This is a genomic window from Streptomyces sp. NPDC045021, from assembly GCF_056432645.1.
Genome location: NZ_JBWKIQ010000007.1, coordinates 397,951 through 412,360, shown reverse-complemented (window position 1 = coordinate 412,360; position 14,410 = coordinate 397,951). Strand labels below are relative to the sequence as shown.

At 74.1% G+C, this 14,410-nt stretch carries 9 protein-coding genes; 8 read left to right on the top strand and 1 reads right to left on the bottom strand.

The window, feature by feature from the left end:
- Positions 1-27 precede the first annotated feature (27 nt).
- The 4 genes from AC07DC_RS23350 (at position 28) to AC07DC_RS23335 (ending at position 5,776) form a co-directional block, all read left to right on the top strand.
- Complete coding sequence (locus tag AC07DC_RS23350; protein WP_478916361.1) at positions 28-3,585, top strand: DNA polymerase III subunit alpha; 3,558 nt, start codon at positions 28-30, stop codon at positions 3,583-3,585.
- Complete coding sequence (locus tag AC07DC_RS23345) at positions 3,582-4,658, top strand: DNA polymerase Y family protein (RefSeq protein WP_478916360.1); 1,077 nt, start codon at positions 3,582-3,584, stop codon at positions 4,656-4,658. The genes AC07DC_RS23350 and AC07DC_RS23345 overlap by 4 nt, the downstream gene beginning before the upstream one ends.
- Positions 4,636-4,992, top strand: a complete 357-nt coding sequence (locus AC07DC_RS23340; RefSeq protein WP_478916430.1) for a GNAT family N-acetyltransferase — start codon at positions 4,636-4,638, stop codon at positions 4,990-4,992. The genes AC07DC_RS23345 and AC07DC_RS23340 overlap by 23 nt, the downstream gene beginning before the upstream one ends.
- Before the next feature lie 115 nt (positions 4,993-5,107).
- Entirely contained in the window at positions 5,108-5,776 is a 669-nt protein-coding gene (locus AC07DC_RS23335; RefSeq protein WP_478916358.1) for a DedA family protein, read from the top strand.
- Positions 5,777-5,801: 25 nt separating this feature from the next.
- Here the strand turns inward: AC07DC_RS23335 and AC07DC_RS23330 are convergent, their stop codons facing one another.
- Positions 5,802-6,359: a gamma carbonic anhydrase family protein gene (locus AC07DC_RS23330; RefSeq protein WP_478916357.1), complete on the bottom strand. Its 558-nt coding sequence runs from the start codon at positions 6,357-6,359 to the stop codon at positions 5,802-5,804.
- Between the two features lie 342 nt (positions 6,360-6,701).
- On the opposite strand from AC07DC_RS23330, the gene AC07DC_RS23325 reads away from it, so the two are divergent.
- The 4 genes from AC07DC_RS23325 to AC07DC_RS23310 all read left to right on the top strand — a co-directional run.
- Positions 6,702-8,015: an MFS transporter gene (locus AC07DC_RS23325; protein WP_478916356.1), complete on the top strand. Its 1,314-nt coding sequence runs from the start codon at positions 6,702-6,704 to the stop codon at positions 8,013-8,015.
- Positions 8,016-8,120: 105 nt separating this feature from the next.
- Complete coding sequence (locus AC07DC_RS23320) at positions 8,121-9,446, top strand: condensation domain-containing protein (RefSeq protein WP_478916355.1); 1,326 nt, start codon at positions 8,121-8,123, stop codon at positions 9,444-9,446.
- Between the two features lie 259 nt (positions 9,447-9,705).
- Complete coding sequence (locus AC07DC_RS23315; protein ID WP_478916354.1) at positions 9,706-12,918, top strand: non-ribosomal peptide synthetase; 3,213 nt, start codon at positions 9,706-9,708, stop codon at positions 12,916-12,918.
- The coding region (locus AC07DC_RS23310) for an AMP-binding protein (RefSeq protein ID WP_478916353.1) at positions 12,915-14,410 on the top strand (1,496 nt) is incomplete at its 3' end. The genes AC07DC_RS23315 and AC07DC_RS23310, both read left to right, overlap by 4 nt.

Genomic DNA, 14,410 nt, shown 5'->3' with positions numbered 1-14,410 from the left:
GGGGGCGATGAGCGGCAGGAGGCGTGCATGTCGTTTACGCACCTCCACACCGCGAGCGGTTTCTCCCTCCGTTACGGGGCCAGTCACCCCGGTGCCCTCGTCGAGCGGGCCGCGGGGCACGCCATGGACGCCCTCGCACTGACCGACCGGGACACCGTCGCGGGCCTCGTACGGTTCGCGGCCGCGTGCGCCGCCGGCGGAGTGCGCCCGGTCTTCGGCGTGGACCTCGCCGTCGAGCCCGCCCCTCCCGCTTCCGTCCCCGGCTCGGCTCCCGGACCCGCCCCGGCCCGGCGGCGCACCCCGGTACGCGGCGGTGCGTACATCGACGAGTCGGCGGCCCGGATCGTCCTGCTGGCGCGGGACGTGGCGGGATGGGCCGCGCTGTGCCGTCTGGTCAGTGCCGCGCATGCGGGCGGCGACCGTCCCGTGCTGCGCTGGGCGGACCTGGAGCGGCAGCCGGCCGACGGTCTGACGGTGCTGCTGGGGCCGGCCTCCGAGCCGGTACGGGCGCTGTCCGCGGGGCGGCCGGACGTCGCGGAGCGGCTGCTCGCACCGTGGCGCGAGCGGTTCGGCGAGGACCTGCGGCTGGAGGCGGTGGACCACGGGATCCCCGGCACGGGACCGGGATCCCTGCGGCTCGCCGCGCACACGGTGGGGCTGGCCGACCGGCTGGGCATCCCCGCCGTCGTCACCAACGCTGTCCGGTACGCGGATCCCGCGCAGCACCGGGTGGCCGATGTGCTGGACGCGGCCCGGCTGCTGCGGCCGATCGACCGCCGTCGGCTGGACTCCGGACAGCGCTGGCTGAAGAGCCCGCAGGACATGGCGCAGGCCGCGGAACGGATCGCCGGGGCCGCCGGGCGCGGGCGCGGTGGCGCCGCCTGGCTCCTGGCGGTGACGCGGGAGACGGCGGACGCGTGCCGGATCGACCCGAAGGGCGATCTGGGCATGGGCAGGCCGCACTTCCCGGAACCCGAGCTGGCCGGGGCGACCGAGGCGACGGCCGGCCGGGTGCTGCGCCAGCGCGCCGAAGCCGGCCTGACCCGGCGCGGCCTGAAGCACGCTCCGGACGCCCGGCGCCGGCTCGACGCGGAACTGACGATCATCGGCCGGCTCGGTTTCGAGACGTACTTCCTCACCGTCGCCGCCGTGGTCTCCGACGCCCGGGACCTGGGGATCAGGGTCGCCGCCCGCGGCAGCGGCGCCGGGTCGATGGTCAACTACGCGCTGGGCATCTCCAACGTCGACCCGCTCGAACACCATCTGGTCTTCGAACGCTTTATGTCGCTGCGCCGCAACTCCCTGCCGGACATCGACCTCGACACCGAGTCGGCACGCCGGCTCGACGTCTACCGCGCGGTGATCGACCGCTTCGGCCCCGCGCGGATCGCGACCGTCGCGATGCCCGAGACGTACCGGGCCCGGCACGCGATCCGGGACACCGGGGCCGCGCTGTCCCTGCCGCCGTGGGAGATCGACCGGCTGGCGAAGTCGTTCCCGCACATCCGGGCCCGCGACGTGCGGGCGGCCCTGGCCGAACTGCCGGAACTGCGGGAGGTCGCCGCCCACGCGGACCGGTACGGCCCGCTGTGGGAACTGGTCGAGGCGCTGGACGGGCTGCCGCGCGGGGTGGCGATGCACCCCTGCGGCGTCCTGCTGTCGAACGCGTCCCTGCTGGACCGCACCCCGGTGGTGCCGACCAGCGGGGAGGCGTTCCCGATGAGCCAGTTCGACAAGGAGGACGTCGAGGCCATGGGCCTGCTGAAGCTCGACATCCTCGGGGTGCGCATGTGGTCGGCGATGGCGCACGCCACCGCCGAGATCCGGCGGGCCACCGGCCGGGTCGTCGACCTGGAGGACCGCGCCCAGGTGCCGCCGGACGACCCGGCGGCGTTCGAGCTGATCCGCGCCTCGGACACGCTCGGCATGTTCCAGCTCGAATCGCCCGGCCAGCGCGACCTGCTGGCCAGGCTGCAGCCGACCACCGTCGACGACATCGTCGCCGACATCAGCCTGTTCCGTCCCGGGCCGGTCGCCGGGGGCATGCCGGAGCAGTACATCGCCGCCCGGCACAGCACCCGGCCGCCGCGGTATCCGCACCCGGACCTGGAGCCGGTGCTCCGGGACACCTTCGGAGTGACGATCTGGCACGAGCAGGTCATCGGCATCATCGCGGCACTGACCCGCTGCGAGCCGGATCTGGCGGAGGAGGCGCGCCGCTGTCTGGCCGACCCCGTCCGACGGCTGCGGGTGCGGAAGTGGTTCCACCGCGAAGCGGCGGCGCACGGCTACTCACCGACGGTGCTGGCCGAGGTCTGGGGGATCCTGGAGGCGTTCGGCGCCTACGGCTTCGCGCGCGCCCACGCTGCCGCGTTCGCCGTTCCTGCGCTGCAGTCGGCGTGGCTGAAGGCGCACTTCGCGGCGGCGCTCTACGCCGGGCTGCTGGAACACGATCCGGGGATGTGGCCGAAGCGGGTGATCCTGGCGGACGCCCGCCGGCGCGGCGTGCCGATCCTGCCGCTGGATGTGAATGCGTCGCGCTCCGCCTATGTAATCGAACTGGAGTCTGATAAGTGGGGGCTGCGGCTCGCCCTCTCCGAGGTACGCGGCATGTCGGCGGCCGAGGCCGGGCGGATCGAGGCCGGGCAGCCCTACTCCTCGCCGGCCGACCTGTGGGAGCGGGCCCGGCCGTCGCGTCCCGTGCTGGAACGTCTCGTCCAGGTCGGAGCGCTCGACCCGCTGGCCGTCGGACTGACCCGCCGCGACCTGCTGCTTCAGGTCTCCGAACTCCAGCGGCAGGGGCGCGCCGCCGTGCCCGGGGGGCAGCTGCCGCTCGCCGCACAGGAGTCCGCGGTCCCGCCCGGCCTGTCCGACATGAACGCCGGCGAGCGCACCGGCGCCGAGCTGGAGGTGCTGGGCATGGACACCACCCAGCACCTGATGGAGCACCACCACGCGCTGCTGGAGGAACTGGACACGACGCCGGCCCGGCGGCTGCACGAGGTACGGCACGGCGAGACCGTGCTCGTCGCGGGCATCAGGGCCTCCACCCAGACACCGCTGATCGCGTCCGGGAAACGGATCATCTTCGTGACGCTCGACGACGGGTCGGGCCTCGTGGACCTGGCGTTCTTCGAGGACAGCCACCAGCAGGCGGCGCACACGGTCTTCCACTCCGGCCTGCTGCTGGTCCGCGGCACCCTCCAGCGGCGCGGGAAACGTGCCTTCGGCGTCGTCGGCTCCGCCGCCTGGGACCTCGCGGAACTCGCCGACATCCGCCAGGACGGCGGCCTCGTGGCGGTCGCGGCACGCCTGGCGGAGCCGGCGGAACCGACGGCTGCACCGGCGGCCGGCCAGACGGCTGAACCGGCGGCGAAGGCGGACACGGACCCGGACACGGACCCGGACTCCGGTGCGGATCAGGGCGCACGGCCCGGCGCGCCCGTCGTCGATCCGGTCGGCGGCCGGCGCATCCGACTGGAGACCGGCGCCGACCTGCACCCCTGGGCCGACCTCCAGCCGCCCGGCGACCGCACCGCCCCCAGCAGAAAGCTGTGGCACTCCAGCCCGGGGAGCGCCGGATGAGCGATCCCGCAGCCGATCGGACGGCCGGCCCCGCACAGCACGTCACCGCGCCGCACATCCTCTATGTCCACCTCCACGCGCCCGCCGGCGCCGTGCCGCACGAGGAGGTCTACGAGATGCTCCTCGACCTGCTCCGCGGCATCACCCCGGTCGTCCAGGCACTGCCACCGGACGCGGCCCTCGCCGACGTCCGCAGCGCGCTGCGGTACTTCGACCGGGACGCCGCCGGCCTCGCCCACCTCATCCGGGTACGGGCCCTGGCCCTGCACGGCGTCGACTCCACGATCGGCGTCGGCCCCAATCCGCTCCTGGCCCGGATGGCCGCCGCCGACGGCCCCGCCTGCGCGGTCCGGGTGCTGGGCGGTGACGCGCGGGGCGTCGAGGCGTTCCTGCGGAACAAGCCGGCCGCCGCGTTGGACGGCATCGGGCCCGCCTCCGCGAAAACGCTGGCCGGCTACGGGCTGGACACCGTCGGACGCATCGCCGCCACCCCGCTGGGCACCCTGCAGCGCGCGCTGGGCGCGACCGCGGGCCGACGGCTGTACGACCGGGCCCGCGGTATCGACCCGACGCCGGTCGTCCGGGGCGCTCCCGCCCGCTCGATCGGCGGTGAACGGCGCTTCGGACAGGACGAGCTGGACCCGGTGCGGCACCGCCGGGCCCTGCTGTCGCTCACCGAGGAGCTCGGCGCGCGGCTGCGCACCGAGAGCCAGGCGGCCCGCTCCCTGACCCTCACCGTCCGGTACGCCGACCGTTCGACGACGACCCGCACCCGGACCCTGCACGAGTCGTCGGGCCACAGCGCGGCGCTGCGGAGCACCGCCTACCAGCTCTACGACGCGCTCGGCCTGCAGCGGGCCCGGGTCCGCACCATCGCCCTGCGCGCCGACGGCCTGCTGGCGCAGGAGCTGACCTCCCGGCAGCTGAGCCTGGAACCCGGCGACGACAAGTCCCGGCTGATCGAGGCCGCCGCGGACCGCGCCCGCGCCCGCTTCGGCCCCACCGCGATCCGCCCCGCCGGTACCGCGCACCCGGCGGCCGTCGCGCATGATGGACCCCATGGATATTCGTGACGACAGGGCGGCGGGCCGCCTGGGGGCGTGGGCCGGGGACGAACTGATCGGCCGGATCGACTATTTCGTGCTGGAGGACGACGGGACCGGTGCTGGGAGCGCGCTGGTGGCCGTGCACACGGTGGTCGATCCGGGGCACCAGGGCGAGGGCATCGCGGGCGCGCTCGCGGGGGCGCTGTACGAGCTGGCCGCCGCGGAGCGGAAGGCCGTCGTACCGCTGTGCCCGTACGTGGCGGCCTGGTCCGTCAAGCACTCCGACCTGGCACCACTGCCGGACCCGGCGCTGGCCGACCGCGCGAAGGAGCGACTGGCGGACGACCCGGACCTGTGGTGACAGGGCCCGGGGGAGCGCTCCGCCGACCGCACTGCCGTGCGGAACGGTTCGGTTAGGCTTCACTGACGTGCGCCACGGCACACGGTCCGGATGGTGTCCAGGGGAGGACTCGGCAGTGCACGTGCAGGAATGGATCGAGACGATTCCGCCGCTCGCCGTCTACCTGGTGGTGGGGCTGGTCATCGGGATCGAGAGCCTGGGTATCCCGCTCCCCGGTGAGATCGTCCTCGTCACCGCATCGCTGATGGCCTCGCAGGGCTCGGTCAACCCGTGGATCGTCGGAGCCTGCGCGATCGCCGGTGCGGTGATCGGTGACTCCATCGGCTATTCGATCGGCCGCAAGGGCGGCAAACCGCTGCTGGACAAGCTCGGCCGGAAGTTCCCCAAACACTTCTCACCCGGCCATGTCGCCACCGCCGAGCGGTCGTTCGAGCGCTGGGGCATGTGGGCGGTCTTCGTCGGCCGCTTCGTCGCGCTGCTGCGGATCTTCGCCGGCCCGCTGGCGGGCGTCCTGAAGATGCCGTACTGGAAGTTCCTCATCGCGAACGCCCTCGGCGGCATCGTCTGGGCGGGCGGCACCACCGCCGTCATCTACAACGTCGGAGTGGTGGCGGAACCGTGGATCAAGCGGTTCGGCTACTTCGGGCTGGCGGCGGCCGTGCTGTTCGGGATCGGCTCGTTCCTGTTCGTGCAGCGGCGCGCCAAGGCGGCCGCACCGGCGGAGACGTCGGAGGCACCGGTGGAAGGCGCGGCCGAATCCGTGGCGGCCCCCACCGGCGAGTGACCCGGCGGACCGGGCACCGAGCTCCTCAGGCCTCGTCGACCGGTCCTTCTTCGGCCCGTTCGAAGGCCGCCCGGTGGGCGCGGGAGAGTTCGACGTAGCCCGCGGCGTTGAGCAGCACCGACTCCCGCTCCTCGGCGGTCAGCTCGCGCCGCACCTTGGCCGGGACCCCGGCCACCAGCGAACCCGGCGGCACGCGCATCCCCTGCGGTACGAGCGCGGCCGCGGCGACCAGCGAGCCGGTTCCGATGTGCGCGCCGTTCAGGACGGTGGCGCCCATGCCGATCAGTACGTCGTCCTCGACGGTGCAGCCGTGCAGCACCGCGTTGTGACCCACCGAGACCCGCTCCCCGACCACGACGGGGAAGCCGGGGTCGGCATGGACCGAGCAGTTGTCCTGGATGTTGCTCTCGGCGCCGATGCTGATCGACTCGCAGTCGCCGCGCAGCACCGCGTGGTACCAGGCGCTGGAGCCCGCCGCCATCGTGACGTCTCCGACGACGACCGAGGTGGGCGCGGTGAATGCCGCCGGATCCACCTGGGGCTTGCGTCCCGCCACATCGGCAATCAGTGCCCGCTCCGCCATGGAAACCCGCCCTCGCATCCGCGCCTTCGCTGTCGAGCAGCACGGTATACGACGGTCCGGCCATCACGACGGGTCGGTAGGTGCATAAGGCATCGAAGGGGGACGAGGACTGTTTTCGGTCAGAGGTGCGATTCCTGGCGCACTGCCGGTGATCGGGCGGCCCCGGCCGGGCAGGAGCTGTCGGATCCTCTTGCCACAAGGCTGCAACGTGCATAGTTCATCCCGAGGTTGCCCGGATCTGACGGAAGATTTGCTGATTTAGTGGAGGTAGTGCAAAAGATTCGACCGAAAGTGTTCTTTGCGCTTTGACTGTTGACGTTGTTTGCGGTGAAGGTCAGGCACATGTCCCCTTTACCCCGAACCGCGTCGAGCGGTCCGCTGCGCATGCGCGACTTCCGCCTGCTGCTCGCCGGCGCCGCGGCCGGCCAGGTCGGTGCCCAGGTCACCCTGGTCGCGCTGCCGCTGGTGGCGGTCCTCGAGCTCAAGGCGCCCGCGTTCCAGGTGGGGCTGCTCACCGCCGCCGAGACCGCCGCGTTCCTGCTGATCGGGTTGCCCGCAGGGGCGCTGGTCGACCGGATGCGCAAACGTTCGCTGATGATCCGGGCCGACGCGGTGCGGGCGCTGGCCATGGCGAGTGTCCCGCTGGCAGCGGTCGCCGACGTCCTGACGATGGTGCAGCTGTACATCGTCGCCCTGGTCACCGGCGCGGCCACCGTCTTCTTCGACGTGGCCGACCAGAGCTATCTGCCCGAACTCCTGCCCAAGGAACAGTTGATGGCGGCCAACGGAGCGCTGGAGACCGTCCGCTCATCCGCCCAGGTCACCGGACCCGGTCTCGGCGGCGGGCTGGTACAGCTCGTCGGGGCGCATCTGGCGATCGGGGCCGACGCCATCGGCTACGTCGTCTCGGCACTGTTCCTGGCGCGCATCGACAAGCCGGAGAGCAAGCCGGAACCGGTGCCGGGCGCGTCGCTGCGCAAGGAGATCGGCGAGGGGCTGCGCTTCGTGCTCGGCCACCGGCTGCTGCGGGTCATCGCGGCCACCACCGGCCTCAGCAACTTCTTCACCGCGATGCTGATGGCCACTCAGACCATCTTCCTGGTACGGGTGATCGGCCTGCAGCCGGCCGCCATCGGTCTGATGCTCTCCGCGTCCGCCGCCGGCGGACTCGCCGGTGCGCTCTGCGCCGGCAGGCTCGCCGCCCGGCTCGGCCAGGCCCGCATCATCTGGCTGTCCGCGCTGGCGACCGGCCCGTTCGCGCTGCTGTGGCCGCTGTCCGGCCGGGGGGCCGCCGCCGTCCTGTTCGCCGTCGGTTCCGGCGTGGTCTCCTTCGGGGCGGTCGTCTACAACGTCGCCCAGGTGAGCTTCCGCCAGACGCTCTGCCCGCCCCGGCTCCTGGGCCGGATGAACGCCACGCTGCGCTTCCTGGTGTGGGGCACGCTGCCGCTCGGAGCCCTGGTGGGCGGCGCCGTGGCCAGTGGCTTCGGGGCGCGCGCCGCCCTGTGGGTCTGCGCGGTCGGCTTCCTCGTCGTACCGCTGCGGCTGCTGCTGTCCCCGCTGCGCCGGATGCGTGATCTGCCGACCGCCCCGGACGACTCCGAGGGCGCCCTCGCGGGCGACTCCGGCGGCCGGACCGAGTCCGCTTCCGTCGGCTGACCCGGCCCGGCCGCGCTCCGGGACCGATCGCCGCGCCCGGGACCGATCACTCCGCCCCGACCGATCCCCCGCCCCGAACCGCCCTGCCACGTCAGAGAGGATCACGTGCCCCGAACCATCACGGGCCAGTACCTGGCCCGCTTCCAGCGCATCGCCGCCGACGACGGCGGTACTTCCCTCTTACCCGTCACCGGAGCCCAGCGGCGCTTCGTCCTCGTCCGCTCCATGGACCCCTCGGGACGGCCCGACATCGTCCCGATGTTCTTCGCCTTCCCCCGCGGCACCGTGGATCCGATCCGGCTGCGCGCGGCCGCGAACCGGCTGGCAGCCCTGCACCCCGTGCTGCGCGCCCACCCGGAGGTGGTGCGCGGCACCCCCGTGCTCCGCCTGGCGGAGCCGGACGTACCGGTGGAGCGTGTCGTCCGCGCCCCCGGCGAGGACGCGGCCGCCGCGCTGCGCCGGGTGCTGGGCGCCTGGACCGCGCAGGGCTCGCCGCTGCGGCTGTACCTGGCCCAGGACGGGCCGGCCGCCGGGGAGGAAGTGCTCGCCGTCGTCCTGGACCACACCGCGTGCGACGGTCAGTCCCTCGCCCGCATCGTCGAGGAGCTGAGCGCTGCCTACCGCGACGAGCCGGGATCCGCGGGACCGGGATCCGCAGGACCGGAGCCCGCCGAGGCGGCCGCCGAACTGGCCGCCTACCGCGAGGCGGTCCAACTGCAGCTCGACGCCGAGCGACGCGCGGGATCCTCCGCCGCGCTGGAGTACTGGGGCGACCGGCTGCGCGCGGTGCACGAACGGGCCCCGCAGCTCCGGCCGCGGACACCCGCCCCCGGCGCCCTGCCCACCGGCGCCGCCGAACTGCGGCTGCCCGCACCCGCTCCCGGCGTACCGTTCCCCGCACTGCTCGACGCCTGCCGGGCCGCGGCCCGAGTGCTCTACGGGCCCGGCCATGTGCCCCCGATCGGCTACCCGTGGGGCGGCCGCCCGCCCGGCGCGCCGCCGGTCCTCGGCTGCTTCCTCAACACCGTGGTCTTCCCGGCCGCGACGGTCGACGTCCCGCACGCCCCGGACGAGACGGCCACCCAGTGGTGGGACGACCTGGACCGGGCCGACACCCCGTTCGACGAGGTGGTGCACGCCGCCCGGTCGGCCGGTTCCCAGTGGTCCGGCCGGCTGGACGGCCTGCTGACGGTGGACGACGCCCGGCGCCGTTCCGCGTTGCGGCTGGGCGGGGTGGAGGGCCGCGAGGTCCACATCGACGGCCGGCAGGTGCGCGCCCCGTTCGCGGTCTCCGTCACCCACGGACCAGAACTCCACATCCGGATGGTGTGGGACCGCTCGGTGCTCGACGACGACGCGGCCCAGGACGGCTTCGCAGCCTTCCACGACGCGGTGCGCGCCCCCATTCGGTCCGACGTCCCCGTCGGCTGACAGCCGCACCCTGACCGGCGCGTCGCCTCACCCGGCGCGCCACGTCCCACAGCCGCGCCATGTCCCACAGCCGCACCATGTCCCACCTGGCCGCACCCGTCGCACCGCCCTGCCCGTCCCGCCATAGGGCCATGACATCCCGAACCAGTGCGACCGGACCGCGTGATCCGCGGACCGGCCGCTGAAAAGCGGGGCGGAAGCACGACCATGCCTCCCCCCGCACCCGAAGAAACCGACCCGACAACCCCAGGGATCGCCGATGCTCCCCCTCTCTCCGTCGCAGGAGATCGTCTGGCTGCACGAACAAGTGCAGCCGGGCAGCCGCGCCTACAACTTCACCGCCTCCTTCGACCTGTGGGGCACGCTGGACACCGAAGCGCTGCGCCGCGGACTCACCGCGGCCCTCGACCGCCACCCCGGACTGCGCCTGGAACTCGTCGCGGTCCCCGGCGCGATGCCCGCGCAGCGGGACGCCGACCTCTGCGAGCCGCGCCTGCGAACCGTGGACCTGACAGGGGAGGCGGACCCGGAGGCCGCGTTCGCGCAGCTGCTCCGCACGGAGGCGGAGACCCCGCTCGACACCTATCAGGCGCCGCTGCTGCGCTGGACGCTGGCCCGGCTCGCCGACGACCAGCACCGGCTCATCCACGTCGAGCACCACCTGATCCACGACGGGCACTCGTTCGCGATCCTGCTGGACGATGTCTTCACCGTCTACCGCGCCGACGTCCTCGGTGAGCCGGTCGTGCTGCCGCCCGCCACCTCCTACGTCGACCATGTGCGATCCCTGGACGCGGACGACGACCGGGCGACAGCGCAGCGGCGGTCGAGTCTGGAGTACTGGGCCGCCGAACTGCGCGACGCCTCCTTCGACATGCCGCTGCCCGGTCTGGCCCGGCCCGGAGCGCGGCGCCGGCACCACGGCGGGCAGCTGCGCCAGTCGATCGGCGCGGACCTGACCGAGCGGCTGCGCGCGCACACCCTGGAGCGCGGGCTGACCCCGTTCTCCACGCTGCTCGGGCTGTTCGCCGAACTTCTGCGCCGGCACAGCGGTCGCGAGCAGATGGTCGTCGGCACCGCCGTCGGCAACCGACCGCGCGGCTTCGAGAGCGCCGTGGGCATGTTCGTCAACACGATCCCGCTGCGGCTGCGGCTGGACCCGGCGGCCCCCGCCGAGGACACCATGGACGAGGTGACCGACACCCTCTTCCGTGCCCTGCCGCACCAGGAGGTACCGGTCCAGGAGCTGACCCGCGCCCTGGGCCTGCACACCTCGGGGGCGGACAACCCGCTGTTCAGCGTCATGTTCAGCGCGCACGACGCCGCACTGCCCGAGATCGACGTGCCCGGCCTGGACATCACCCTCTTCGAAGGCTTCAACACCGGCACCACCCGCTTCGACCTCGACGTGGTGCTGCTCCCGGACGACCGGCGCGGCGTCGGTCCCCGGCACGGGGCACCGGGCATGACCCTGGTCTGGGACTACGACGCCGACCTCTTCGGCGAGGACACCGCGAAGCTGCTCACCGAACGCTTCCTCGACCTGCTGCGCGCCTATCTGGACGCTCCCGGCACCCTGCTCGCCGACCTCGCGCTCCCGGCGCCCGCCGCCGGACCGGTGCCGGCCCAGCCCGCAGTGGCTCGGGGTCGGGATCCGCTCGATCCGGCCGCCGCCCACGACCCCGCGCTGCCCGCGCTGCTGATCGGCGCCCGCCGGCTCACCTACGGCGACCTCGACGAACAGGTCGCCGCGGTCGCGCGGCGGATGCTGACGGCGGGCGTGACAACGGGCCAGCCGGTCGCCGTCGTACTGCCGCGCGGCGCCGACTCGGTGGTGGCGCTGCTGGCCTGCCTGCGGACCGGAGCGGTGTACTGCCCGCTCTCCCCGTCCGACCCGGACTCCCGCCTGGAACTGCTGCTGAACCGGCTGGGGCCGGCGCTCGTGCTGACCTCCGCCGCCGCGGGAGCGACCCTGCCCGACGGCCTTCCGGTGACCGCGCTCGACGCCGACGTCTTCCCGGCCGCGCACCCGGCGCCGGTGGTGCCCGGTGCGGCGTACATCATCCACACCTCCGGATCGACCGGCATACCCAAGCCCGTGGCAGTGGGCAGGCCGGCGCTGGAGATCCATCTGACCGGTGCGGCGGAGCGGTTCGCGCTGGCGGCCGGCGACCGGGTGCTGCTGTTCGCCCAGCCGTCGTTCGACGTCGCCCTCGAAGAGGTCCTTCCGTCGCTGTACGCCGGCGCCTGCCTGGTCGTGCCGGAGCGGGAAGTGCCCACCGGTGCGGAACTGGCCGAGCTGCTGGCCGCCGCCCGGGTCACCGTCGCGAACCTGCCCACCAGCTACTTCCTCGCCACCCGCGAGGAGTTGCGGCCCGTGCTGCGCGACCGCCGCTGGGCACCGCGGCTGCTGGTGCTCGGCGGCGAGCGCATCCCGGCCGACGCGATGCGCTCGTTCCTGGCCGACACCGACGCCGCCGTGCTCAACGTCTACGGCGTCACCGAGGCGGCGATCAGCTCCACCGTGCACGAGATCACCCGCGAGAACCTCGGCGACGGCGCCGAGATCCCGCTCGGCACCGAACTGCCCGGCGAACGGATCCACGTCCTGGACACGGCACTTCGTCCGTTGCCCGACGGTGCGGTCGGTGAACTCGCCATCGCCGGAGCCGGCCTGGCCGAGGGATACGCCGGCAACCCGGACGCGACCGCGGCACGGTTCGTGACGATCGCGGCGCTGGGCGGCGAGCGGGTCTATCTCACCGGCGACCTCGGCTACCGGGACCGCGACGGGCTCCTGCACTTCCTCGGACGGCGTGACAACCAGATCAAACTGCGCGGCTACCGCATCGAGTTGGAAGAGGTGGAGGCCGCCGCCTCGGCCGTGCTCGGCGGCCGGTCCTGCGCGGTCGTCCTGGACCGGGAGGCGACCGACGGACCCCGACTGGTCGGCTTCCTGGAGAGCGCCGACGAGCGGGAGCCGTGGGACGAGCAGACGCTGCACATCGAACTGAGCCACCGGCTGCCGGGCGCGCTCGTACCGGGCCGCTGGGCGCGGCTGGCCGCCATGCCGACGCTGGCCGGCGGCAAGCCCGACCGGGTCGCGCTCGCCCGGCTCGCCGCCGCGCTGGAGCCCGCGACCCCGGCGGACGAGGCGGACGAAGCGCCCCCCGCCATGGATCCGGCCGCGTTCGCCGCCGATCCGGCCCTGGCGCTGCTCGCCGAGGGCTGGCGCGAGGTGCTGGGCCACAGCCGGTTCACCGCCTCCTCGCACTTCTTCCAGATCGGCGGGCACTCCGTGCTCGCCGCGCATCTGGCGGCCTGGCTGGAGCCACGGCTCGGCGACCGGCCGCCGCTGCGGCTGCTCTTCCGCAACCCGGTCCTGGCCGACCAGGCCCGCGCCCTGGGGCTGCTCGCGCCCTCACGCGTCCCCGTATCCGCCGCCACGACCACGCCGAAGGAGTCGTCATGACGAACACCCTGACCCGCGACATGAGCACCACCACGCCGACCGTCCTTCCGAGCGTCGCGCACGGCGCACCCCTCCCCGAGGCCGCCACGTCCGGAGTGCTCTCCCGCTACGAGGACTGGGTGAGCCGCTCCCCGCAGGCCCCCGCCGTGGTGGACGGCACCCACACCTGGAGCTACCGGCAGCTGGACGAGGCGGCTGACGAGGTCGTCAGCGCACTCGGCGGCCGAGTGGGCCCCGGCGACATCGTCGGCGTCTGCCTCGACCGCTCGGCGGCGCTGGTTGTCACCGCGATCGCGCTGGCCCGGCTCGGCGCGGTCTATCTGCCGCTGGGCCCGCGCCCCGGAGAGCGCCGCATCGGCGCGGTCACCGAGGATGTCGCGGTGGTCGGCCTGATCGGCGACCCCGCCGTACTGCCCGCCCACCACCGGGCCGCCGAGCGGATCGAACTGGCGCTGCCCGCCGAGGGAACGAACGCCGCCCGCACGGTCGTCGCGGCCTTCGCCCCGCCCGCGGCCGGCGCCCGCCCGGCACCGCCGGGGGCGTTCTACGCCGTGCTGACCTCCGGTTCCACCGGCCGCCCCAAGGCACTCGCGGTGGCGGAGCCCGCCCTGTCCACCTTGCTGGACTGGTACCGCGCGGAGACGGGCCTCGTCCCCGGCGACCGGCAGTCCCTGCTGATCGGCGTCGCGTTCGACCCGCATGTGCTGGAGCTGTGGGCCGGACTGACCTCGGGCGCCGCGTTGGTGCCTGCCCCCGACGCGGTCCGCTGGGACCCGGCCGAGCTCACGGCATGGTGGCGCGACGCCTCGTTGACCGTCTGCGTCGCGGCCACCCCCATGGCGGAACCGATCCTGGACCGCCCCTGGCCGCAGGATCTGAAGCTGCGCCATCTCGTCGTCGGCGGCGACCGGATGCGCCGCCGGCCAGGCCCCGACGTGACCGCCACGGTGCACAACGCCTACGGGCCGGCCGAGGCCACCGTCGTCACCACCACGCACGCCATGCGGGCCACGGACGGCGAGCCGGACAACCCGGCCGCGCCGCCGATCGGATCGCCGATCCCCGGCACGACGGTGGTCGTCACCGGTGCGGACGGCCGCGTCGCCCATCGCGGAGACGCGGGCGAGCTGCTCATCGGCGGCGCCTGTCTGGCGATCGGCTATCTGGACCCGGAGCTGACGGCCCGGCGCTTCACCGCCCCGCCCGAGGGGCTGGACGCGCCGGGCACGGACCGTTTCTACCGCACCGGGGACCGGGTGCGCATGCGGCCGAACGGGCGACTGGAGTTCCTCGGCCGGCTCGACAACCAGGTGAAGATCAGCGGTGTGCGGATCGAACCCGCCGAGGTGGAGGCCGCGTTCGAGCAGGACCCGGACGTGGGGGGGGGGGGGGGGGGGCGCGCCCCCCCCCCCCCCCGCCCCCCCCCCCCCCGGGGGGCGGCGGGCCCCCCCCCCCCCCCCCCCCCCCCCCCCCCCCCGCCGCCCGGGCGGCG